Below are 23,938 nucleotides of genomic sequence, written 5' to 3'. Positions count from 1 at the left end.
CTGAAATACGGAGGCAAAGCAACTCAATATGCTGGTCAGCCCTGAGTAAGTCACTGCGGTTGCGACCACCGACATCGAAGAAAACAAATATTTAAACTTAGACGAGGTAGAAAATACGCTCGTCAAATAGCGAATCGTGGCAATCGTCATTAAGCTCGCCGCTGTCCATTGTTCAAGAAGGATAAAGTGACTCGAAATAAGAACGCCAGCAAAGAACAGACAAGTGACGATTTTCTTCCTTTCCTTGAATTGGAATGACAGAAGATCAAAACAAATGGCTATAGCGACTAATACTTGGGAAAGATAAAAGGCAGACACGGTGATTCCTTCAATAATAACATTCCGCCCTAGCCGCTTCTTTCACGGTGAATAATCGAATAAAACATACTAGGCGGTTACAACAAAACAGAGCAAACAGCGCTCTAAAGCTTCTATAAAAATCTAAAGCTTCAACACACCACTAATCACAGTGGTCGCAGAGCCGATTAACTTTATTCGCCCATTAGCCAATAATTCAGTCGACATATAGCCACCACGACGAGACGCCTGATAAGCACTGAAACTGCTTTTGTTGAGCTTTTCTGCCCAGTGTTGCGTCAATGCGCAATGTGCCGAGCCAGTCACAGGATCTTCATTAACCCCAACCCAAGGTGCAAAGTAGCGAGAAACAAAATCAAGTTCCGTATTTGCTGCCAATGCTGTCACCACTACACCTCGCCCTTGAATACCTTTTAACGCATCAAAGTTTGGTGAAAGCTCCAATAACACTTGTTCGTTGGAAACTTCGATTAACTGCTTAGAGTCAAATTCTCTGAATGAAACTACTTGATGCGGATCTAAACCTAGGTGTTCAAGCAGCGTGAGGTTGGGTTCAGAACGCAATGATAGCTGTGTACTAGGAAAATCAAGCTCGATAGACGATTCACAAACGGCGGCAGATAATTCCCCAGATAAGGTGTTAAACACGACCTTATCACCTGTCTCAAGCAGTCCTTGTTCTTTCATCACATGAACCGTTGCCAGTGTGCCATGTCCACACAGCTTCACTTCGACTTCGGGAGTGAACCATTTAAGCGTCATAGTGTTAAGCGCGAGAAAAGCCGTTTCAGATACCGCCATCTCTTCAGCGATTGAAAACATTAACGACTCATCCAACGGCTCTTTGGAGATACAGACCCCGGCAGGGTTCCCTTTAAACGCTTGAGTTGTAAACGAATCTACTTGATATATCTCTAAATCCACAATGGCTCCTAAATGCACAACATTTCCCAAACCGGCAATCATGGCTCGTTGGGACATAACCTAGATATTGCTGCCCACAATAAGCACAATCACCTTGTGCTACAAGTCTTTAGCAACAACTTTATCGATACTTATTGAGAAACGAAACAAATGATAAACAAAACGTTATAGAAGTGTTTTTAGGGATAAAAGAACATTGAACATAAGAGTAAATCGCGATGGCAAAACAAAGGAATAACGACGATTAATACGAGCGAAAACCCGAAAAAGGTAATCACCGCATCATTATTTAATGCTTAATAACTTGTAAGAATGGATATTATGATGAATATTAATTTAAATAATCCATTCACGGACAATAAACTGGAATACGTACTTGTGTTGAATACGATACGACGGAGTCATCCTTGCCTCACACGATAAAGGTTCGGTATCAAGTAGGAGTAGCAAGTTGCTATTTGCATGAAATGCATGAAGTTGAAGTTAAATTAAGTGCCTAAATTTGAATCATGTCGCAAATTTTGGGCTACGATTTAGTTATCACGTACGAAAGGGAATCCGTCAGTGAAAGCGTTTTGCGTATCAATACTTGCGTCAACATCCTTTTTGGCTAGCCCTGTATTTGGCCAGCAGCATGATATTTATCTCTACAATTGGGATGAATTTTTATCTGACAGCGTCGTTACCCAGTTGAGTGATACCTACGGCATCTCACTAAAGCAGCAATATTTTTCTGACGAGTCCATTCGTGATGAAGTGCTATTGAGTGAACGACGAGGTGCGTTTGAATTGGTTGTCATTGAAAGTATGAAACTGAAAGCGCTGGCTAAACAGAACTTATTCCACAACCTGAGCGACTTGCAGCAATCCCTTTCAAGCAACTTTGACTCAAGATGGGTGGATGGGTGTGGCGAATATGGAATCCCCTACGCTTGGGGGACATCCGGCATCTTATACCGAAGCGGAAAAGTTGAGACTCCCAAGTCTTGGGGCGCTCTTCTAGACCCTGAAACCAAAACCAGCGGCCGAATCAGCATGTATTATGAGCCTACGGATTTGGTGAGTGCTGCGCTTCTGATGAATCAATTTGAGCCGTTTACCAACAACGAACAAGAACTTCGAGTCGCTTACAAAACGCTACAAGCACAGAAGCCTCACCTTGAAAGTAATGAATACGTTGTCGATTATATTCGTCATCCCGAACACTTAGCCAACATCGACCTCGCCTACGGATACTCAGGTGACAGCTATGTGCTTAATGATGCCGAACCTGAGGCATCTTGGGCCTACACAGTGCCTCTAGAAGGAACAACCTTATGGTTAGAGTGTATGGCTGCAATTAACAACGGAGAGCGATCTCCACAGGCAACCACGATTCTCTCCTTCTTATCGCAACCCGAAATCGCCGCTCAAAACGCAATGGATTCATGGTTTGCAACGCCAAGTTCAAAAGCAAAAGCACTCACTTCTCAGGAGTATCAAAACGATCCCGAGCTTTTCCCGAATAAAGAAGTATTAGATCGCAGCTACCTTTATCAGCCGTTAGAACCGAGTAGCATTCAAATTCGCAATCGTATTGTCGACAGTTTGAGATAACTCATGCCAGTATTGAAGAAGCTCTATTTTGTACTTTTACCAACGCTGACATTTGTGCTCCTGATAGCAGGAATCGTGATGTACAACTTCGCATCAAATCATGCTAAGCACATGTATTTGGACAAGGTGCAATCTGATGTGAACACCGCTTTAGTCGCGGCGGAATACGAGCAGCTCGGCTTGTCCTTACTAGTTAAAGATATCGGTTCTTCGTTGCAGTTCCTCCGCTACATTCAAAATCCTGGCGACTACACGACTCTATCGCTATTGGAAAAACGAGTACTCCGAGTATTAAGCCAGAATCACGTCAATCAATTTGGGCAACGCAATGTTTATATCGTGGACCCTAAGTTCAAATTAACGCTTTCGACTCTCAGAGCCGATCCTTTCGAGGGGCTAAAAATCCCTGACAAGATTTATGAAAGAGTCTTCGACATATACACCTCGTTAATCAGCAAGAAGGAACTCTCCTACGAAGGCTTCTCTTATGTCTCGATTAGTGGCGAGCTCAGATATTCGTATGTTGCGGCAATTGACCCTTACCTCCTTCCTCAAGATAAACGTGCAAGTAGCAGTTTAAATCGCTACATCTTGATTGCTGACGGACCTCTGATACAACTCTCTAGCTTATTAATCAAATACAATGACGATGACAATATTCAGTTCTTAATCGAGCCATCCTCAGACGCTGCCAACATTGAAAATACCCAATTCGTTATCAAATCAATTGAGCAAACCCAAGATAAAATCAATGTGCAGATGACCAGCCGACATCTCATCGCGCAAGTAAATATTCGAGAACAAAAGTTCAACCATGAGAAAGCCATCATCGCTAAACAAACCTTGTTAGGTGGCTTTGGTACTCTCTTTACGATCATGTTGATCGTACATTTAGTGGTACGTTACCAACTCGTGCGACCGCTTAAAGACTTACTGCAAGAGATATCGATCGGCGGGCTCAAACTTAGATACTTCAAACGCTCATCAGGGCAAAGTGAAATTGATGGTTTAAAGAACGCGTACATAGACTCATTAACAGAGTTGAAGTTCGAAGCCGAATTCGACCAACTCACCAAGCTAGCTAACCGACGCTCTTTCATCAGACACCTTGATGTACGACTAAAAAGCTCGATGAGCCCACACTGCTATGTGGTTTGTTGGGACATCATCGATTTTCGTAAAATTAACGATCTCTACGGGGCAAAAGTTGGTGATAATGTACTGATAAGCTTAGCTAAAGCACTGAAAGAGACACTACAAAACCAACAAGCCTCTTTGGGCTTTAGTTGCAGTGATTACTCTTTAGCCAGACTGGGAGGGAATCAGTTTATCGCGATCTTGGAGATGGGTAAGAACCAAGTGATAAACGAAGAAATTGAGAACATCAACAATACGCTGACCGGCACCACCTTCCTTGACTACTATGGGTTTCGATTATCACTCGCAACAGGTGTTTTACCGCTCGACACGCCAAAGTTCGATGAGATTTGGCACCGATGCATCGATGAAATGTTAGCTAATGCGAAGTCTCATAGTGATGGCGAAAGTCGTATTGTTTATGGCGAAGAGTTGTTACATACCTTGGAACGCCATGACGTTGTAGAGAAAAGACTCTTAGAGTGCTGCGAAAGTGACAACTTTGAACTTCGCTTTATGCCTATTTTTAACGCCAAGACACTTCAGATAGATGGCGCGGAGTGCCTGATTCGTTGCCCAGCCTTATTCGATATCGATGCGGGACCAGAAGAATTTATCCCAGTTGCAGAAAAGAGTAACCTTATTGCCAGGCTCGACATGTGGGTCATTGGCACCGCGATCAAAAGCTATAAAGAGCTTTCAGAACTTCATAAATACAAGGGCACTCTGTCAATTAATATCTCGGCGATGGAGCTCTACAACCGTAATTTTGCCGACAACATCCGTAAAGTACTCGAACGTTATCAAGTGCCACCTGGCAACATTATTATAGAGATTACCGAGACCAGTTACGTAAAAAGTACCAAGCTTACGGTACAGACTATCGAGAGAATCAGAAGCCTAGGCTTAAAGGTTTCACTTGATGACTTTGGTACTGGATACACAGCCTTCAACCAGCTACTCCACTACCCTGTGGATGAGCTAAAAATTGATAAGAGCTTTATCGATAACATGGTAGACGACAAAGCCGACCGTAAGATGGTCGAATCTATGGTTAACTTAGGCCACTCTTGTGACACGCTAGTCGTCGCAGAAGGTGTCGAGTCCATAGAACAGTATCATTACCTCAGAAAAGCGAACTGTGACCTAATACAAGGCTACTTCTTTAGCCAACCACTCACTTATCTGGAATTCATCGAGTTTGTTCGAGACCATAATCCGCAAGCAATTTTAAACCCGCAGTCTGTCACCAGTTCGAGATCTAACGAGCGAATCATTGCACTCACTCAAAAGCAACAGCCTCAAGCCTAAACCTCAAAGTATCTCTTCCTGTTCAAGCGTTGAAAGCCACTATAGCTATAACTAGTAGAGGACTATCTTCATCAGTGCAGGAGCTCTGCGTTAGCTACACATTGAATGAGGAGGACAATAAAGGATGGCAAAGGCCATGATAGTGAATAGGTAGAGTGGTGAAACGTAAAGCAAATAAAACCTAAGCTCTGATTTGTCGCTTATGAGGGGATTAGCTCTGCATCGTCGTTAGTAGCTCCATCATATCTTTAGAGCTGATGTTCTTCTTATGCCTGACTACAGCGTCAATCATCAATTCTAAATTGCCCGCTGAAATATAATCCTTGAGCACGTCATTGAATTTTTCCTGGATCTCATCACTTGTGTACAAGTGTTCAGGAATGAAGAACAGAAACTGACTGCCACTACTACGAAACGAGATTGTGCTTTCAGGGACCTTTGCCGTCAGGGACTTAGCAGCAGAACTCACCACCAAGTCACCATATTCCAGACCGTACTTTTGGTTTATCTCACTGAGGTTTCGGATTCGTACAAAGTAGAGATCGAAGTTATTGTTTATTGGGTAACTGTTCTTAACAAATTTCATTAACGATACTCGATTGCGAAAGCCAGTAATAAAGTCGGTAGAATGAAGTTTTCGTTTGATGGAAAAATCGAGATAGAAAATGATGCCTGTCATCAACAAAATCAAGACAAGAAAGGCGCTGCTGATTTGGTGAACAACAACAAATTTGCCTACCATGGACGTATTTTCTTCAATAACTGTGCTTTGTAATCGAAACTTTTCGTTAATGAATTCGACCAAGGTGGTGTAGCAAATATCGACTTTCTTCTGCAGCAATTCTTTGGGTAGCTGACCTTGGCTGACCAATTTGATTGACGATTCTAGCGACTTAAATTTTTCAAACTCTGCGGTAAAGTAAGGCTTAAAGTTTGCTGAGCGAATAAAATTAGACGATTCAGTGCTGTTGATCAGAATATCAAAGCGACTCCAAGTAATGTCATAAGCCAACCACAATTCATCATAATCGATCGTCTTTGCGTGGCTAACCATCAAGAAGTTTGCATACTCTTTGACGAGTTGAAAAACAAACCATGTGGCCTCATTTTGGCGGTTAGAAAAGCTCTTGTTGATGTCATTAATTCGAGTAACACTGTAGATATTGACGGATAGAACAACCACGGCCAAAGACAAAACAACGACTTTGATTGCGGCCATAGACAACAGCTTCTTCATAATTAGCCTCTACAGGTGAATATCACGAATCTGCCAAATCATCTTGGCATGGAAATCAGGGGTATTGGTCTCAGGGTTCGCAGAGATTGGATATATCAACCAATAAGGGCCTTTCTCTCTCACAGACATAAACTCACCATTCTTTTTGATCGCAATGATGGGTTCATAGGTATCGAAATCTTCTTTGGGCACGGCAATTTTGTAGTCATTCAATGCCACGAAAGTGACTTGCGGTGATATGGGTAGATCCATATTTTCGAGCACTGTTTGCAACGTCACACCGCTATAAACGGTCAGACCCTCAACCCATGGCAAGGTGGTGGTAATTTCTGTCTGAGGAAGTGTTAGGAGTTGTTCTCGACTGAATTGATGCTTTTGCCCTAGGTGATCGAATATTGTGAGTTCGGATGCTGCAAAAATAGAAAATGAACACAGTGAAAGTATAAACAGAAGTGCAGCTCTCATTTTAAACTCCATTCTAAAAAGGTCACTAAATTGAGTCTAGTTCATATTGGTCATTTGACTTGCTTAGACATTGCCTATTTTCTCAATAATGCAGTTCGACTCTTTCTGAGATAACGTTTCATTCCTGTAACCAGGTGCGAACAACACCTTCCCTCCTCTAAATAAGACTTTAATTAGCGTTCATACCAGTAATCCCGGTTTTTTAAAGGCAATGAGTAATCCAATCCAGCCACTGAATACGTACTGACCATCAAAATTAACAATAAATATGAGTCAGTAAGTAGCAAGAATGCTTGTTGCTGCATAACCTTTAATCGAACGTAAGCAGCTTTAAGAGCCTAGTTTTCTGATATCTGTCGCTTCTATTCCACCAGCAGGTATCGCGTGTCGCTCTTAAAAAGCTTACTCATTTCATAATCAAGGGAATCGAGAATGAGTTTGAATATAAAAAAATTTAACCCCATGACGACACTTTCAACCCTAGTAATGACGTTGGTCATGTTTCCTGTTTCTGCTGACGTTAATCAAGAACAATTCGAGTTAGGTAAGCAGAAAGCAAAGGTGTGCATGACCTGCCATGGCGTTGACGGCATCTCAACGCAAGACCCCTACCCGAACCTTCGCGGTCAAAAGGTGGGATATCTAATCTCCTCGTTAAAAGACTATCAGACAAGGGAAAGAACCAGTGGTTTGGCAATTCTCATGCAACAACAAGCCGACACCCTTTCAGACCAAGACATCCGCGATATTTCCTATTTCTATTCAATGCTCGGCAACGATTCAAACTCACTCAACGAATCAAATTCAGTCAGCGAATAAAAGCTTTAGGCAAGGAGCCTTGTTATGGAACAAGTGACACCGCAATACAACATTAAGGTCGTTAAGTACTTCATCATCGCGTCTTTAGTGTGGGCAATCGTAGGTATGATCATCGGGGTGATTCTCGCCGCGCAATTGTATTGGCCAGTCTTAAACTTCGATTCTCAATATTTCCAGTTTGGTCGACTGCGCCCGCTGCATACGTCTGGGGTGATTTACGGGTTCGTCGTGAACATCTTGATGGGGACATCTTTGTACATTGCCCAGCGAACAGGCCATTGTGAGTTGTTCAATAAAAGCCTTTCATGGATGGTATTTTGGGGATGGCAATTTATTCTATTGCTTGCGGTCATTTCCTTACCCGCAGGCCACACCAGCTCAAAAGAGTATGCGGAACTTGAATGGCCAATCGACTTAATGATCGTGCTGGTTTGGGTGCTTTATGCGGTGCTGTTCTTTGGCACCCTTGCTAAACGAAAGGTCAGCCACATCTTCGTAGCTAACTGGTTCTTTGCTGCATTCATTATCGTCGTTGCAATGATTTTCATTGTGAACAACCTCGCGATGCCAGTGTTGGCGATGAAGTCCTACTCTGTGTTTGCAGGGGCTCAAGATGCGATTGTTCAGTGGTGGTGGGGACATAATGCCGTCGGCTTCTTGCTGACCGCTGGCGTGATTGGTATGAACTACTATTTCATACCCAAAGCGGCGGATCGACCTATCTATTCGTACCGCTTATCTGTGATCCACTTCTGGGGCTTGGTCGGCTTTTACACGTGGGCCGGAACGCACCATTTGGTTTATTCTTCTGTTCCGATCTGGATTCAAAACATCGGCATCGTAATGTCTTTGATCCTGTGGCTCCCTTCTTGGGCTGGTGCGTTCAATAGCGCAATGACCCTTCTACAAAACAAAGAAAAGCTGAAGTCCGACTACATTCTTTTATTCTTTTTCTCAGCAATTCTTTACTACTGCTTGGCGACATTCGAAGGTCCCCTACTCGCTATTCGCTGGTTCAACATGGTGGCACACAACACCGAATGGATCATCGGTCACGTACATTCCGCAGCTCTTGGATGGGTTGGAATGTCAGGGATAGCGGTTTTTTACTATTTCATTCCACGCTTATGGGGCCAAACCGATCTTTGGTCACGACGACTGATTAAATGGCACTTTTGGCTCGCTCATGCTGGCGTCGCCATCTATGCGATAGCACTTTGGATCGCAGGCATCGGCGAGGGCTATATGTGGCTCGCTCAAAATGAAAATGGCGAACTGATTTACAGTTTTGTGGAAGCTATGGACTTTAAAGCACCTTGGCTATTCATGCGCTTCTTTGGTGGTGCGCTGTTTGTACTTGGACTGTTCTTAATGGCTTTCAACTTGTACAAAACGGTTCGTATGCCCGCAGTACATGATGCTAAACAAACCGTTAATGAGGGGGCTTAAATGATGAGTAAAGACTTTACACATTCAATCGTCATTTTAATTTTGACCACTGTTGTCGTGGCCTCCTTCTCTTTATTGGTCTGGGTAGTGCCAAGCATTGTCCGTGGCGATGATATTGCCAAAGGCAGCTTAGCGATGCCTCTCACACCGATTGAGTTAGCAGGCCGAGACATATACATCAGTGAAGGCTGCCATGTTTGTCACACACAAATGGTTCGCCCTCTAGAGCCAGAAGTGAAGCGTAATGGTCGCCCGAACCAAGAAGCAGACGATATCTATGAGTTTCCTAACTTGTGGGGCTCTAAACGTACTGGTCCTGACCTCACTAACTTAGGTAGAAAGTATTCTGACCAATGGCATGCTATTCACTTAATTGACCCTCGAAAAGTCGTACCGACCTCGATCATGCCCTCTTACCCGTGGCTATTTGAGCAGACTCTGACTGGCGATGATATTAGCGCCAAAATGGAAGTGTTACGTACCTTAGGTGTGCCTTATACCGATCAAGAAATTGGTGATGCCCGTTTGCAAGTAAGAGGCAAAACCAAAGGTGAAGCTCTGATTCGCTATTTACAAAGCCTGGGTAAAGATACGTCACAGGAGGTATCACAATGAGCACATTCTGGAATCTATGGGCGGTACTCTTAACCTTAATATTCTTTGTTCTGATGGTGTCTGTTGTCGTTAAATACTGGCGTAGCAATCACAAGGCCGATCACGACCACACCATTGGCACCTTTGATGGTATTGAAGAGAAAGATGCGCCTCCACCTAAGCTGTTATTTATCAGTTATGCAGTGGCATTTCTTTTGTCTGCGGGTTATTTGGCGCTCTACCCCGGGCTTGGAGAATGGGAAGGCTTAGTCGATTGGGAACAAAGCGACGATAAGCTCAGTTCACCATCCACCACTCTCAATGAGCAATTTGCACAAACCAGCGAAACCACGTTAGAGGGATTAGCTGCTGTCCCAGAGATCGTGAACAGCGGTAGGATTCTATTCCAAACTCACTGTGCCGCTTGTCACCGAGATAATGCACAAGGTCAGAAACACTTCCCTAATCTTATCGACCAAGAATGGTTATACGGCGGCAGTGATGAAGCTGTGATCCATTCGATTGCCAAAGGACGAAATGGAGCGATGCCGGGTTGGAGTGAAATCATGCGCCCAGACGAGGTGGCAAAAGTCTCCTACTATCTAGCCTCCCTCAACCAACGTCATACCGATGTGCCGGAGATTAAAGTCGAGCTCGGTAAAACCTTGTTCGTCCAATACTGTTCGTCTTGTCATGCCGATGGTGCTGTCGCTAACCCAGCGATTGGCGTACCTAATCTTTCCGATGATATCTGGCTTCACGGAGGGAGTATTGAAGAGATTCAGCACACCATCAATTACGGTTTGAACAACCTAATGCCTGCGTTTGATGAGCAGCTCAGTGAGAACGAGATACTCGCGCTTGGGGCTTATATCCGACACGCTGGTGACGTAGAGCAACAAAGGCTTGCGAGTTTGAAAGCATCATCTGTTGAGCGCGGAGAATATCTCGCTTACGCCGGTGACTGTGTGGCTTGTCATAGTGCAGAAGGTGGCGAACCCTTTGCTGGCGGCCTACCGTTTGTGACCCCTTTCGGTACCGTGTATTCAACCAACATAACGCCACACACCACCGAAGGGATCGGGACTTATGACTTCGACGATTTCCGAGCTGCGTTAGTTGCAGGTAAAGGTAAGAATGGTTACCTGTACCCTGCAATGCCCTACACCTCTTATCAATACCTCACCGACCAAGACATGGTCGATTTGTGGGAATACATGCAGTCAATCACCGCCGTGCCACGACGCAATGATGACAACAGCATGATGTTTCCATCCAATATTCGCTTAGGTTTGCTTGGCTGGAACATCGTATTTATGGATACAGACCCTATTGATTATGAAGTACCAGAAGAGCTCAAAGGAGAAATTGAGGATGTCGATAAGTGGCAACAAGGCAAATATTGGGTCGCAGGACTTGGTCACTGTTCGGAGTGCCATACGCCAAGAAACATTGCCCAAGCACTGATACCAGAACGTATTTTCCAAGGTAACTTGATTGACGGTTGGAACGCGCCTGATATCACAGCTAATGAGCTCTACGTCGATGGTTGGGATGAAGCAACACTCACCGACTTTTTACACACCGGACATTCAGACAAAGGCACCGCTTTTGCGGGTATGGCTGATGTAGTGAAAAACAGCCTAAGCTTGATGACGCGTGAAGATATCGAGTCGATGTCCTATTACCTACTCAGTGGGGACATCAACAACACCATTGCCAGTGATGCCGTTCAGTTACAGCCTAAAGGGTTTGATGAAGCTGCGTATGCCAGTGAAATCTACACCACGTATCGTCAAACTTGTGGGGCGTGTCATGGTGACGATGGTAAAGGTCGCGACCCAATCGCCCCTACTCTGTTGAATAATGGCATTATCATGCACAGCGACCCATTCAACACCATTGCGGTAACCGTTCGCGGCTTGCAACCTACCTATCTCGACAAAGATCGAAACTTCATGCCGATGGCAAGTTTCGAGGATGTATTGTCGGATCAACGCTTAGCTGAGTTAATCACGTTTGTGCGTTTAAACCTTGGCGACCGAAATGAACCAGTCACGGCTGAACATGTTCGAGAGGTAAGAGAAACACTTGAAGCAGCGGGTTATGCGGGTGGATTACACACCACGCCTGAAATGTACGAAAATCGAGATAAGAACATTAACATACGATAGGCGCTGTAGCTGTGCGTAGCCGATTGGCTCAATAAACAGCGAACAGCACGTAACTTTTATCTTTGCTAACAAGCCAAAAGGAGACCACTGTGTCTCCTTTTCTTTTGCCCAAACCCAAGTTTTCGATACTTTGCCATACAACACAATTGTAACTAACTGATTACACAATTAAGCAGAGCTGCACATAATGCGATCAATCTCGCAGAACAAAGATGACACCAAGTGCATAATATGCAAAATTTTATAAAGATGTACTAAGGACAGTTATGGATACAACTACACTCATCTACGATACGTTGGAAGGCCTGTCGAGCGCAAAGCCACAGCAACACGCTCAAATCCGCCAAAATCTATATAACCAATTAGATTTATCATTTGAGAAGCAGTTGGCTTTATATTCATCAGTTCTTGGTCCAGCAAGTGCTGGTAGATTGACCGACTTGGATAGTGCAGTGATGTCTGCACGCAAGATTGTTGGCTTAGAAAACAGCTAAGCAATCTTCAACCTATCTCAACTTTAACGCTGCCATTGTGCAGCGTTTTTTTATGGACGCTATTTACGATAAGTAAGGTTGGTTACAATAAATGCTGTTAGTTGCGATAAATACGGTTAGTTGCGATAAACGCGGTTAAGAAGATAAGTGCAGTTAGGTCTGTTTTTCAAGTTACACGCATTCTCATTTGGTTAATCTTATGTTCCATTTTTAACAGGTGTGTAACCACAATAATGGCGCTAATGTTAGTAGCACGTTAACCACACATCGGATGGAAGAATCATGAGAGTACTTATTGAATATACACAAACAGGCAAATACCGTGATCATGCGTGGGAAGCATTAACGATTCGTTCAAAAGGTGAAATTCAAGCTGTGACTCCCTCTTATGCGGCTCAACTTATCGAACAGAACCGCGCCAGCTTATCGACCACTGAAAATCAAGATATCGTCATCCAACCTTAATGGCTTCAAGGGCTACCCCTCCTAGTTCCTTAAATCGAATAGTTCGATGACATAAAAAAAACGCTGCACGGATGCAGCGTTTTCTTGTTTCTGGCGTATCGTATTTCTAACGTAGATAGTTTCTAAAGTAGAAAGCTTCTAACGCATCTTGTTTCTAGTGCAAATAGCTTGATTACTTTGGCAGATTTTCTAACGCTTCAACCATCGTCATCAATTTATCGACAATCCTTTCGCCGTCTACTCGCAAGCCATTGTGTTCATATTCATTGGTGATCCACGCTTTCGAGTTAGGAATGTTCGCCAATGTTTCACGGCTGTAATCCAACTCAACGTACATGTCATCGGCGTAAACGGCACACGCCATTGGCACTGTATTCTTGCTCAACTGCTCTGCGTTGTACAAAGTGCCCCAGTCCGACTTTTCAGCCAACATGTTCGCGGCTTCACGCAGTGGCTTCAGCGTTTCAAGTTGGTCGAACATCCATGGGTACACCATTTCACCAGTAAACCAGAACTCACTGCCCGATTGGTAGTTGAAGTGTGGGTACTGCTCACGAACACGATATGCAGACCAGTTAGACGCTGTACCTTGACAGTAAATCGATTCATGCAAGATTGCGTAAATTGGGTTAGTTAAGTAACCCTGCTCTTGCTGCATTTGATTTAGGAAGCTGTAGCTCAGCTGTCTGTTACCGTTCACTTCAACAAACGCACTCTCCAGTGTGAAATACATTGGAAGGTTTGCTTCGCCGCCACCAAGATTAATACCTATTAGCTGGAACTGTTCAACTGTGAACACCTGACCGTTTGGCAGTCTCACATCGTTGTTGAGCAGGTAATCAGAGATCTCGCGACACATAGCTTGTGCTTGTGGGAACTGAGCAAAGAAAGCTCTGTTTTTGTCTTCTACACGCTTGTAAGTCGCACGATAAACATCGTCAGCTTCTCGTTCAATAGAAGGAATGCCGCCCGTCACATAACAACGCTGCAAGCTCTGTGGGAACAGTGACAAATAGCTCAGTGTACAGAAGCCACCAAAGCTTTGACCAATCGTCGACCATTGCTTAATACCAAACTGTTCACGAATCGCTTCAGCGTCACGAACGATGTTATCCGCTCTGAAATGCGTTAAGTATTCGACTTGTTGTTCTGGAGACAAATGCGCCAAAGTTTCATGGCTGATAACCGTGCTGTTGCCAGTACCACGTTGGTCTAGAAGCAGAACACGGTAGTTTTGTAATGCACGCTTTAGCCAACCCGATTGACCACTCACCCGTGGAGAAGGAAAACCTGGGCCGCCTTGAAAGTAGATCAACCACGGCAGCTCTTGCTCATCTTTAGCGAGATCAACCAGCTCACGTGCGAAGACTTGGATCTGTTGTCCATCTTTGGCTTGATAATCAAGTGGCAACTCGAAAGAGTGCTGACGGTACAGGGTGGTTCCATCAATAAAGTTAGCTTGCACGCTTCATTCCTTTTTATCTGATTCTAAAGTCATTGGTACGAATAAAAATGGCACCCTTTGGCACCGTAGTTAGCAAGATACGCATACTAGCTTGTAAATGAAACCGTTTGTTGAACCTGAATGTGAAGGTACTTCATTAAATCGCCAAATTAGCTTTATACGCGTAACAACTTGTGTCAAAACAGAGAGTTTAAGATGTGATCTATTGAGAAGAAGAACAAAAGTGGGACACAAATAAAAAGAGCTTAACGAGGTGAGGATACGTTAAGCTCTTTGGTTTTATCTGTTGTAAATGAGGTTTTTAGGTTGAACAAGCTCAGGCTTTATAGGTTTAGTTTCTATAAGCCAAAGATCTATAAACTGAGCTTCTGTAACTTATAGCTCTATAAAACAAAGCTAAGAAGCCTCGAGCTCACCTGCACCTTGAATTGAACGTTGGCTGTTTTCAACAAGGATAGCCGTCGCCGTTTCTTTCAACGCGCCCCACTCTCCATCGTCAACTTCAATGCCCTCGTTCCACGCCTTCTCTTGAGTTTTAAAAAGCGCTTCCGATTCAATGTGTGTTTGGTAGCCATCTGACAAACGTTCGATATCGAAATCCTGGACGGAAAGCTCGATGGTCATATTGTGGATATGATCGTCCGATGCCAGAGGCAAATCTGATAAAAACAGTTCTGGTGCAACGCAACCACGGTTAAGCACATACAAGGTGCTCTTAGGATTTGAGCCATTATCCCAACGTGCGGTACATGCGATGCCTTTCGCTGCCAGTTTTACAAGCTCACTGTACGCTAACCAACGGTTATGGCAGTTGTTTAGCTCGATTTTCAGCGTCTTTTTACCGACCATTTTTTCAATGGCGTAATCCATCACCACAGGAAGATGACACGCTAAGCTCGCCTTGTGCAGGTCCACTTCAACTGTGTTGTCGCTTGTCACTTGGATGTCTACAGGGCAATCGTCTTCTAGCCCCATAAAGTTGCTCGCATTGTTAAAATGACGAACACCATCCAAGCCAACCATTTGTAAATCTGCCACCATGTTCGCTATCACATCGGCTTCACCACATGTACGACGCATACCCAGAAAGGCTTTATTAACGGCCGCTACCAGTTCATTGTGAGAAACGATCATAACGATTTACCTCCATGTTGAGCGTTGATATGTGTAGGAACTTTATTTGAGTCAGCGATCTCCGCTTCACTTGGTAAGATTGGGAACACCCATTCGTCCTGATGAATTTCATCAAGCAACGGTGCACCTTGGAAAAACGTCACTCGTACCCAACGGTCTGAGCGAGGATCAAACTTAGTCGCTCCAAACATCGCTAGCTTACAACGCAGCAAATGCATTGGTGGCGAGTCTTGGTGCAGCACGTTCATTTGAATGTCGCCCATCGCCTTGTTACCTAACGTCCACACACGGCGCGCAATGGCACGATGCTGCGGTTGTTTAACAAGGAATTCAGCCAATGAAAGCTCTGGCGCGAATTGCAATAAAGCATGGTACAGACGGTAAGCTTGACGGCCGATATCCAACGGCAGTTCGCGCTCTTCGCCGAGTTCCTCGCCTCGAACACCGAGCCTTGGCTCTTCTTTGTCCTGAGAGCGATACCAGAACCAGTAGTTATTTTCTGCTTTCGTAAAGTCAGTCGTGATCGCCCAACGGTACTTTTCTTCTAACACAACCAATAGGTCTTGGATCTTTTTGCCACTAGGAAGCGAGAGTGTTTCGCTACAATTCATTTGCTCTTGATGGGCGTCCACTAATTCTGGGTACAATTCCATCAAGCATGAGATAAGGATTTCTTGGGCTTCCATACTCATGTGCTTAGATTGTTCAACTAACTGCGCCCATGTATCGCAATGGTTTACAGAAGCTTCTAGTGACTGTTCTGCGTGTTTCAACTCATCAACAGCGGTTTTGTTCAACTCTTGCTGATTTTCATTGATGGTAACAACTTGTTCTAAATGACAAATCGCTTTTTTAACTAATGTACGTAGGGGCTCAATCAATGCCGTATCCGTGTGATTAGCTAACACGTCAGCTAATGCATGCTCACGGGTTGTCATCCATTGATCGACAATACTTGGGTGGTTAATCAAATATGGCGCCATACCTAAACCTGTGGCATTACCCACACCTAGGTAGCGTTGTAAGCCTCTGTGCAAGGTAATCGCTTGTTCACCGCCTTGTTGCTCCGCTAGGTAATGAACCCAATCTAGGCTGAACTCACGCAGCATATAAACAGCACACATTTGAGCACTGAACGATTGATTAAAATCTGGATTCTTTTCCAAGATTTTAAAGTCAGCAATACCAAACTTACCATTACCATAAACCGCTGTGGTTCGTAGGATGTAGCCAACTTCCGCTAGCTCTTTTGGCGTTGGTTGAACACCTTTAGCCAAGTGACTAACAATATGTTCAAACACTCGTACACTTTTGTTGGCACGCGCTAAAACAAGCACATTGTTAGGGTTACGGCCTGCTTCTTGTAGCGGCACATTCGCACGAAGTCTCTCAAGTAGGGTGACATCAACATCACCAAGAACCAAAGCAAATGTTACGTCCCACTTTTCAGCAATTACACGGTCATTTCGTTCGTCGTCTGCAATCTCATCGCAGAACACAACCAAATGATAAACATGGTTTGGCGTCTGTAGCTTATAGATAGCATGACCATACCCTTGAGGGTCTAATTGCCACTCATGTTTAGTCACTTTCCATTGCTGTTGCGCCATTTTACGAATCAGAGTTCTTACGAAGCTGATGCGTGTTTGGTGCATAGCACCCAGTCTTTCCGGTGCCATAACGACCGTTGCGTCACGTAGTGCTGATTCAGTGTAGGTAGAACGATGTGCATCCATTTTGCTCACCACCTTTGTAGTTATAAGGGTTTTGCTAGCCATTCAGAACCGATCGTTGCTGTCTTTTGAAGCGTGTATAGCGACAGGATGTTGGTTAGCTTTCACGTTTTAATCGTTATTGATGTTGTCGAGGCAAGCGAACTCGCCCCTTATTATTTGTCCTGACTAGATCTCTTGACCTAAATAGTTGCCGTCCGATGTATCTTCACCAGTACGGGTTTTCTCTTCCTTTCGGAATCTGGTATCAGCCTTATTTCAAAGGCTGATACCTTGCTTCTCTTTAATTTTTAGAGAGCGTTACCTCTACAGCTTCTTTACAGATCCTGCTCTTCTACAAACTCTGCTTTTCTACAAACTCTGCTTTCTACAAACCTTGCTCTTTCGCCATCTTGATTGCGATTTGAGGCGCATTCCAAAGCGATGGCAGTAAGATTAAGGACACCGGAACCGCTGTAATTACGATGAAAGATTGCAGCGCTGAAATACCACCAGAGCCTAGAGAAATCAGAATCAACGCTGTTACGCCCATCATCACGCCCCAGAAAGTACGGATGATTGCATTCGGTTCTGTCTCACCACTAATTACAACACTGATGGTGTAAGTCATTGAGTCGCCAGTCGTTACGATGAAAATCGTGGTTAAGATCAGGAACAAGATAGAGATAAGCATCGGCATTGGAAGTTGCTGAGTTACCGCCAACAGAGCACCTGGTAAGTTAAAGCCTTCAAACGCTTTACTTACGCTGCCTGGATCTGCGATTTCGAACGCAAGGCCAGAGCCACCAACAATCGTGAACCAGAAACAAGTAACAAACGGTGCAACTAAGCTAATGGTTGAAACCAATTGGCGAATACTACGGCCACGTGAGATACGTGCGATGAAGATTGCCATCATTGGGCCGTACCCTAGGAACCAACCCCAGAAGAACACAGTCCACCAACTCAACCACCCCTCATCACCACGGTATGTCGCCATTGGGATGAAGTTATCGATCATGCTACCTACACCTTGAATGTAGCCGTTAAAGATAAAGTTTGTAGGGCCAAAGATCAGGATGTAAACCATCAGTGCCATTGCCAGAATCACGTTGTATCGGCTTAGCATTTGCATTCCGCGGTTTAGACCGCTTAATGCTGACATTGTGTAAAGAACGATAGCGAACAAGATGATGATAAGCTGCGTTGTGAAGCCATCAGGAATCTCAAACAGTGCGTTCAGTGCGTAGCTCACTTGCAAGCCCAAAAACCCGATAGGACCAATAGTGCCTGCCGCTACCGCGACAATACAACATGCATCAATCAAAGCGCCGGTGTGACCTTTCAGCGCGCGTTCGCCCAATACTGGATAAAGCAGAATTCGAGGTTTAAGCGGTAAGCCTTTGTCATAGTGAAGGTGCATCACCACAATAGACGTTAAGCTGCCGACGATTGCCCATGCCAAGAAACCCCAATGCATGAAAGATTGCGATAAAGCGTTCACGGCACCTTGCTGTGCGTTCTCTTGTGCGCCGTACAATGGTGGTGGGCTAACGTAGTGAGCGATAGGCTCTGCTGCTGCCCAAAATACACCGCCACCTGCCAGTAGCGTACAGAAGATGATCGCCATCCAACGGAAGCCGTCCATTTCAGGTTTAGCGATGCCGCCTAGGATAACCTTGCCTGTTCGCCCTGCCGCCAGGCCAAGACCAATAAGAAAAGTCAGAAGAAGAAGCATTTGCCAGTAAGGACCGAATACTTTTACAGACCATGCAAAGCCCGTATTTACTAGGCTTGATAACAGCTCGCCATCAAATAGAGCAAGTGCCACGAACAGAGCGATAAAACCGCCGCTGTACCAAAGTGCTGGGTTGGATAGGCCTAATTTGTCTGACGTAGACTCAGACTCGTTTGTGTTGCTTTTTGCATTAATTGTTGTGTGTGCTTGACCCGCATTTAAGCTTGAAGATTTCACGCTATTGGTTAAATCAGACATACTCTGACTCCAGAGGTTTCTTTGCAGCTGTCATTTGAATGATGACTACAAGGGTGTATTTAACACCTGCCCTATTGTTTTTTGTGTTGGGCAGGCTAATCCATGTTTGGGTTACCGCGTTGCGAAATAGACCGTTGTTCCTTTTGAATAGTGAAATTGGTTTAAGCAGCACTTGCTTATTGAACGTTTGTTAGAAGGCTGCTAATTCGATGATGGCTCGCGAGAAACCGTTAACCCTTGGTTTGAGGCTCTAGGCCATCTTTCAAGAAGTTAAACCAGTTTTCTCCCAAGACTTGCCCAGCTTCAGACTCGCTGAAACCATGACGCATCAATCCGTTATATATGTTTTCCATACCCGCACTACCACAGAACCAAGGCAACGCATCTGGCCAACCTGAGTTGTTCGCAGAGCCTTCGCCGTAGTCCATTGCTTTAGACCAACGACCATTTCTCATCCATTCAAGAACGGCTTGAGGTTGGTTTAAGCATAGGTCACTGCCAATACCGAGGTGCTCTACGCCGACCATGTCAGCCGTAGTCGCTACCATCTGGCAGAAATCTTCCAAGGTACATTGGCTGCCGTTTGGTAGGTGGAATGGGTACAAGCTGAATCCGATTAAGCCGCCGCGTGCGGTTAGAGCTTTAATTACATCGTTTGATTTATTTCGTAGTGCATCATGAGCAAACGTCGGGTTCGCATGGCTGATACAAATAGGACGAGAAGACAAGTCGATAGCTTCAAGTGTTGAGCGCTCTGCACTGTGAGACATATCTATGATCATGCCCACTCGGTTCATCTCTTCGATGGCTTGTTTACCAAAGCGAGTAATACCTGTGTCGTTCTTCTCGTAGCAACCCGTCGCCAATAAGCTCTGGTTGTTGTACGTCAGTTGCATGATCAAAAGACCTTGCTTACGCATCACTTCGATAAGACCGATCTCATCGTCGATTGGAGAACAGTTTTGAGCACCAAGGAAAATGCCGACTTTGCCAGTCGCTTTTGCAGTCTCGACATCAGCCATTGAGTGAATCGGCATGATAAGGTCTGCGTTCTGCTCGAATCTTAAATTCCATTCTGCAAAGCGAGATAAGGTTTCACGAGCCGTCTCGTGGTAAACCGCGGTAGCGTGAACTGCTGTAATGCCGCTCGCCTTTAGTGTTTGGAAATATTCTCTGTTCCAATTGCAGTATTGCAATCCATCTATAACAATCCGTTGCTGGTACATAACCACTCCTATTGAAAGCTCAGTGTTCTAGCTCGGTTTTGAAAACACGCTCAAATAACATGTTTTCAAAAATGGGTTAAATCACTTGTCTAAGTTCGTTTGCTGCTTTGGTTTGAATGTTGGCCTGACTCTGTGAATCAGGCCAATTCGATAGCTGGATAGCTAGGAAGTTAATTCAGCTATCCAATTCTTATTTAGAAAGTGGATTAGTAAGGACGTTGGTAAGCCGTCTTAACCACTGTGTAGAACTCTTTCGCGTATTGACCTTGCTCACGAGGACCGAAGCTAGACTCTTTACGACCACCAAACGGTACGTGGTAATCCGTGCCTGCTGTTGGTAGGTTGACCATCACACAACCGGTCTGCGCTTGTTGCTTGAACATTGCGCTAGTACGTAGGCTCTGAGTAATGATGCCGCCTGTTAGACCGAAGCGAGTGTCGTTGGTTGTCGCAATCGCTTCTTCTAGGTCAGCGACACGAATCACACTTGCCATTGGTGCGAACACTTCTTCTTGGTTCACTTCCCAATCGTTCTTAGTGTTCAAGAACAGCGTTGGAGACATGTAGAAACCTTCGTGCTTCATACTCAAGCGTTCGCCACCAAATGCCAGCTCACCGCCGCTTTGACGTGCTTTCTCAACCCAACCTAGGTTTGCTTCAAGTTGGTTGCCATCAACGACAGGGCCCATGAACACACCCTCTTCCAGTGCGTGACCCACTTTCAGCTCGCTCATACGTTTAATCAGTGCTTCAACGTATTGGTCGTGAATGCTATCCATAACCACAAGGCGAGAAGACGCGGTACATTTTTGGCCTGCGCCAGAGAAAGAACCTGCAATCGTTGCATCAACCGCAGTTTGGATATCAGCATCGTCAGCAATAACAAGTGCGTTCTTACTGCCCATTTCTAGTTGGCATCGAACGAAGTTTGGCGCTGTAGCCGCTGCCACTTTACGACCCGTATCAACAGAACCGGTAAAGCTCACACCGTTCACTTCTTTAGAGTTGATCAGTGCATCACCTACTGTTGAACCGCTACCTAGTACAAGGTTAAACGTACCTGCAGGGATACCTTGGCGGTGGATGATCTCTGTAAGCGCGACCGCACTTGCTGGTGTTAGGTTTGCTGGTTTCCAAATAACGCTGTTACCGAAAGCCAATGCTGGAGCAATTTTCCAAGCTGCTGTTGCTGTCGGGAAGTTCCAAGGAGAGATAATGCCGATAACGCCCACCGCTTCGCGAGTCACTTCAACAGAAACACCCGGGCGTACAGAATCTGCGTTGTCACCAATTTGGCGAAGCACTTCAGCCGCAAAGTATTGGAAGAACTGACCTGCACGGTAAACCTCACCGCGACCTTCAGCAAAAGGCTTACCTTCTTCACGAGATAGCAAAGTGCCCAGCTCATCACAACGGGCAATCAGCTCATCACCAATCGCTTGAAGCACCGCTTGCTTGCGTTCAATCGGCGTTTTTTCCCACTCTGGTTGAGCGTGTTTCGCCGCTGAAATCGCTTGTTGAACTTGTTCAGCACTTGCTTGTGCAAAGTTGCCAATATTTTCAGAAATATCGGATGGGTTAATGTTCGCTACGGTGCTTACACCCGCTTGCCATTCGCCGCCAATGTAAAGTGCGTTTTCTGCTTGAACATTCTGTAAGTGAGTCATCATTCTGTCCTTGTAACGTTAGGTTGCGGTTGAGTCTGGCAACCATCGGATTAATTAATAAATTGTTAATTCATATAGAGAATAAGTATTAATTTTGTATCTAGACGTAAAACTATTCGCTTGTATTAGTAAAGATCTGCGTAGACAAACAGCTTTGATTGGCAAATTGCCTCAGTTCACAGTCCATTTATTCAGGTTGAGACGCCGATGCATAAACCACGAACTCAACCAACATCTCTTCTCTAGCTAGCCCTGCAACAACGACTGCTGCACGATTTGGATAAGGTGCGTTGAAGTATTCTCCGTATACGCTGTTTACCGTTTTCAGGTATTCACGGTCAGTCACGTAAATCAGAACCTGCAGCACAGAATCCATCGATTCGCCTGCACACTCCAAGGTATGAACAAGGTTGTTAAAAGTCTGACGCGTTTGCGCTTCAATACCGCCTTCTACTACTGCGCCCGTTTCATCGATTGGAATCTGCGCAGTGTATAGAGTGCCGTTATTAACGATTGCCCACTCTAGTGGTGCTTTTGAAGCAAAAAGAGAGGTTTTTACTGGGTGTTTTTTAGTTTGTGCGTTCACGATTTCATCCAACTTTGTAACAACTATGTTTCAAGATGGTTAAATACTGCACCTTGACGCCTGATAAATCTAACGGTAAATTTTGTTCATTTGATAAATAAAATCTATCACCTTGCAAAAAGTAAGGTATAGCAAGGGCTAGAGAAGGATCGGAGTCATGAGTATTAAGCTACAACAGTTAAAACATTTCGTTTTGGTGGTCGAAGAAGGTGGATTTAGAGCGGCATCTCACCGTGCAAATCGATCGCAAGCGGCACTTTCGACTTCGATAAAAGAGTTGGAAAAAATACTCGGCCAACCTCTGTTTGAAACAGGCAACAAATCGACACTGACGCCTTTTGGAGAAATATGTTTGCCCAAGATCATTCAATTTCTGAACGTTTACAAAGCATTAGACAATGACTTACGCGCAGCGGCAGCAGGACAACAAGGAAGAGTTCGAATAGCGAGCGTGCCTTCGGTGGCCGCAAAACTCATCCCTAGTGTTTTAGGGGCATTTTGTGAGCAGTACCCGAATGTAGAAGTGAGTTTGATTGATGATAATGCGGCAGGGGTAGAAGCAAGATTACTCTCTGGCGAGGTGGATGTTGCCCTCGGTAATAGCTCCCATTTAGAAGAAGAGAGCATCGACTTCACGCCTTTGCTTTCTGATCCTATCGGTGTGGTGTGCCTCAAAGATAACCCTATCGCCTCTCAACAGGAAGGAATCGAATGGCAAACCTTGTTAAAGCAGCCCTTCATTCGTAACGGGACTTGCACCCTACTGGACCCAACACCTGCGCGCATGCTCAGCGAACAAGCCCTGTACTCTGTCGAGAACATTACCTCGCTTTTTTCGGTGTTAGAGCTCGGGATAGGCGTGACCACGCTACCTAAGCTGGCTTTCCCAACCAATGAAACCCGCTTGGTGTGGATTCCGCTAATTGACCCACCCTTGCAACGACAAATCGGCATTTTCAGACTGTCTGATCGTACGATCTCGCCACAAGCACAGGCTTTCCATGACTTATGTATTCAATACCTCAGTTATGAAGAGTCATAAGAGAGCCTAGATTAAGTAAATTAGGCAGCGCTCTGCTGCCATTTACTTCCTCAAAACTCGGTGTTTCTTCTCCGCACCATGCTTCTCGCACACCCAGTCCCCCATTTCACTCCTATATCATCAACAT

Annotated in this window: 19 protein-coding genes and 1 pseudogene; 9 read left to right on the top strand and 11 right to left on the bottom strand. The window is 44.8% G+C overall.

The annotated features are described in order from the left end of the window. Positions 1-318, bottom strand: a 318-nt coding sequence (locus tag AB4323_RS16060) for a YgjV family protein (protein ID WP_372152883.1), incomplete at its 3' end; no start/stop codon positions are given. 123 nt (positions 319-441) lie between these two features. Next, entirely contained in the window at positions 442-1,242 is an 801-nt protein-coding gene (locus AB4323_RS16055; RefSeq protein WP_065584627.1) for a PhzF family phenazine biosynthesis protein, read from the bottom strand. Between the two features lie 564 nt (positions 1,243-1,806). On the opposite strand from AB4323_RS16055, the gene AB4323_RS16050 reads away from it, so the two are divergent. After that, positions 1,807-2,838 carry a PotD/PotF family extracellular solute-binding protein gene (locus AB4323_RS16050; protein ID WP_017060025.1) on the top strand — a complete coding sequence of 344 codons (1,032 nt, stop codon included), beginning with the start codon at positions 1,807-1,809 and terminating at the stop codon, positions 2,836-2,838. A gap of 3 nt (positions 2,839-2,841) precedes the next feature. After that, positions 2,842-5,286, top strand: coding sequence for a putative bifunctional diguanylate cyclase/phosphodiesterase (locus AB4323_RS16045; protein ID WP_372152881.1), 2,445 nt, complete (start codon positions 2,842-2,844; stop codon positions 5,284-5,286). Between the two features lie 211 nt (positions 5,287-5,497). Here the strand turns inward: AB4323_RS16045 and AB4323_RS16040 are convergent, their stop codons facing one another. Both AB4323_RS16040 and AB4323_RS16035 read right to left on the bottom strand, forming a co-directional pair. Next, a complete protein-coding gene (locus tag AB4323_RS16040) occupies positions 5,498-6,523 on the bottom strand; it encodes a diguanylate cyclase domain-containing protein (protein ID WP_017080136.1) in 1,026 nt (341 codons plus the stop codon). Positions 6,524-6,532: 9 nt separating this feature from the next. Continuing rightward, the gene (locus tag AB4323_RS16035; protein ID WP_372152879.1) at positions 6,533-7,000 is read right to left on the bottom strand and encodes a hypothetical protein; all 468 of its coding nucleotides are present in this window, start codon (positions 6,998-7,000) and stop codon (positions 6,533-6,535) included. Positions 7,001-7,420: 420 nt separating this feature from the next. Here AB4323_RS16035 and AB4323_RS16030 point away from each other — a divergent pair, with 420 nt between their 5' ends. The 6 genes from AB4323_RS16030 to AB4323_RS16005 all read left to right on the top strand — a co-directional run bounded on the left by AB4323_RS16030 (position 7,421) and on the right by AB4323_RS16005 (position 12,983). After that, positions 7,421-7,807: a cytochrome c gene (locus AB4323_RS16030; RefSeq protein WP_004730436.1), complete on the top strand. Its 387-nt coding sequence runs from the start codon at positions 7,421-7,423 to the stop codon at positions 7,805-7,807. Between the two features lie 24 nt (positions 7,808-7,831). Beyond that, on the top strand, positions 7,832-9,256 hold the full coding sequence (ccoN, locus tag AB4323_RS16025) for a cytochrome-c oxidase, cbb3-type subunit I (RefSeq protein WP_017080139.1): 1,425 nt from the start codon (positions 7,832-7,834) through the stop codon (positions 9,254-9,256). Beyond that, a complete protein-coding gene (locus tag AB4323_RS16020; RefSeq protein ID WP_017064719.1) occupies positions 9,257-9,871 on the top strand; it encodes a cbb3-type cytochrome c oxidase subunit II in 615 nt (204 codons plus the stop codon). It begins immediately after the preceding gene. After that, on the top strand, positions 9,868-12,024 hold the full coding sequence (locus tag AB4323_RS16015) for a c-type cytochrome (protein WP_372152877.1): 2,157 nt from the start codon (positions 9,868-9,870) through the stop codon (positions 12,022-12,024). Before AB4323_RS16020 ends, AB4323_RS16015 begins: the two co-directional genes overlap by 4 nt. A gap of 266 nt (positions 12,025-12,290) precedes the next feature. Next, positions 12,291-12,518, top strand: coding sequence for a PAS factor family protein (locus tag AB4323_RS16010; protein ID WP_004730426.1), 228 nt, complete (start codon positions 12,291-12,293; stop codon positions 12,516-12,518). 282 nt (positions 12,519-12,800) lie between these two features. Next, entirely contained in the window at positions 12,801-12,983 is a 183-nt protein-coding gene (locus AB4323_RS16005) for a hypothetical protein (protein WP_004730424.1), read from the top strand. A gap of 172 nt (positions 12,984-13,155) precedes the next feature. Here the strand turns inward: AB4323_RS16005 and AB4323_RS16000 are convergent, their stop codons facing one another. The 7 genes and pseudogenes from AB4323_RS16000 to AB4323_RS15970 form a co-directional block, all read right to left on the bottom strand. Continuing rightward, positions 13,156-14,448, bottom strand: a complete 1,293-nt coding sequence (locus AB4323_RS16000; protein ID WP_372152875.1) for an alpha/beta fold hydrolase — start codon at positions 14,446-14,448, stop codon at positions 13,156-13,158. A gap of 396 nt (positions 14,449-14,844) precedes the next feature. After that, positions 14,845-15,582: a DUF3726 domain-containing protein gene (locus tag AB4323_RS15995; RefSeq protein ID WP_017064722.1), complete on the bottom strand. Its 738-nt coding sequence runs from the start codon at positions 15,580-15,582 to the stop codon at positions 14,845-14,847. Continuing rightward, a pseudogene (locus tag AB4323_RS15990) lies at positions 15,579-17,404 on the bottom strand (hypothetical protein). Before AB4323_RS15990 ends, AB4323_RS15995 begins: the two are co-directional and overlap by 4 nt. A gap of 278 nt (positions 17,405-17,682) precedes the next feature. After that, positions 17,683-19,290, bottom strand: a complete 1,608-nt coding sequence (locus AB4323_RS15985; RefSeq protein ID WP_372152874.1) for a BCCT family transporter — start codon at positions 19,288-19,290, stop codon at positions 17,683-17,685. Positions 19,291-19,520: 230 nt separating this feature from the next. Then, positions 19,521-20,516 carry a membrane dipeptidase gene (locus tag AB4323_RS15980; protein ID WP_017060833.1) on the bottom strand — a complete coding sequence of 332 codons (996 nt, stop codon included), beginning with the start codon at positions 20,514-20,516 and terminating at the stop codon, positions 19,521-19,523. Between the two features lie 206 nt (positions 20,517-20,722). Further along, positions 20,723-22,183, bottom strand: a complete 1,461-nt coding sequence (locus tag AB4323_RS15975) for an aldehyde dehydrogenase family protein (protein ID WP_017064725.1) — start codon at positions 22,181-22,183, stop codon at positions 20,723-20,725. 187 nt (positions 22,184-22,370) lie between these two features. Beyond that, the gene (locus tag AB4323_RS15970) at positions 22,371-22,769 is read right to left on the bottom strand and encodes a RidA family protein (protein ID WP_017060835.1); all 399 of its coding nucleotides are present in this window, start codon (positions 22,767-22,769) and stop codon (positions 22,371-22,373) included. A gap of 157 nt (positions 22,770-22,926) precedes the next feature. Between AB4323_RS15970 and AB4323_RS15965 the strand changes: the two genes are divergently transcribed. Beyond that, complete coding sequence (locus AB4323_RS15965) at positions 22,927-23,811, top strand: LysR family transcriptional regulator (RefSeq protein ID WP_017071346.1); 885 nt, start codon at positions 22,927-22,929, stop codon at positions 23,809-23,811. Positions 23,812-23,938: the final 127 nt, after the last annotated feature.

It is taken from the genome of Vibrio sp. 10N.261.52.C11 (genome assembly GCF_041471405.1).
In the GTDB taxonomy this organism is placed as follows: domain Bacteria; phylum Pseudomonadota; class Gammaproteobacteria; order Enterobacterales; family Vibrionaceae; genus Vibrio; species Vibrio crassostreae_C.
The sequence above is the reverse complement of the archived record's forward strand: the minus strand, read 5'-3'. Positions and strand labels throughout refer to the sequence as shown.

Bases quoted from the DNA above. Each gene is read 5' to 3' on its own strand.
- AB4323_RS16010 (WP_004730426.1), top strand. From the start codon at position 12,291: ATGGATACAACTACACTCATCTACGATACGTTGGAAGGCCTGTCGAGC.
- AB4323_RS16020 (WP_017064719.1), top strand. From the start codon at position 9,257: ATGATGAGTAAAGACTTTACACATTCAATCGTCATTTTAATTTTGACC.
- AB4323_RS15965 (WP_017071346.1), top strand. From the start codon at position 22,927: ATGAGTATTAAGCTACAACAGTTAAAACATTTCGTTTTGGTGGTCGAA.
- AB4323_RS16035 (WP_372152879.1), bottom strand. From the start codon at position 7,000: ATGGAGTTTAAAATGAGAGCTGCACTTCTGTTTATACTTTCACTGTGT.
- AB4323_RS16040 (WP_017080136.1), bottom strand. From the start codon at position 6,523: ATGAAGAAGCTGTTGTCTATGGCCGCAATCAAAGTCGTTGTTTTGTCT.
- AB4323_RS16030 (WP_004730436.1), top strand. From the start codon at position 7,421: ATGAGTTTGAATATAAAAAAATTTAACCCCATGACGACACTTTCAACC.
- AB4323_RS15995 (WP_017064722.1), bottom strand. From the start codon at position 15,582: ATGATCGTTTCTCACAATGAACTGGTAGCGGCCGTTAATAAAGCCTTT.
- AB4323_RS15985 (WP_372152874.1), bottom strand. From the start codon at position 19,290: ATGTCTGATTTAACCAATAGCGTGAAATCTTCAAGCTTAAATGCGGGT.
- AB4323_RS16005 (WP_004730424.1), top strand. From the start codon at position 12,801: ATGAGAGTACTTATTGAATATACACAAACAGGCAAATACCGTGATCAT.
- AB4323_RS16045 (WP_372152881.1), top strand. From the start codon at position 2,842: ATGCCAGTATTGAAGAAGCTCTATTTTGTACTTTTACCAACGCTGACA.
- AB4323_RS15975 (WP_017064725.1), bottom strand. From the start codon at position 22,183: ATGACTCACTTACAGAATGTTCAAGCAGAAAACGCACTTTACATTGGC.
- ccoN (WP_017080139.1), top strand. From the start codon at position 7,832: ATGGAACAAGTGACACCGCAATACAACATTAAGGTCGTTAAGTACTTC.
- AB4323_RS16015 (WP_372152877.1), top strand. From the start codon at position 9,868: ATGAGCACATTCTGGAATCTATGGGCGGTACTCTTAACCTTAATATTC.
- AB4323_RS15980 (WP_017060833.1), bottom strand. From the start codon at position 20,516: ATGTACCAGCAACGGATTGTTATAGATGGATTGCAATACTGCAATTGG.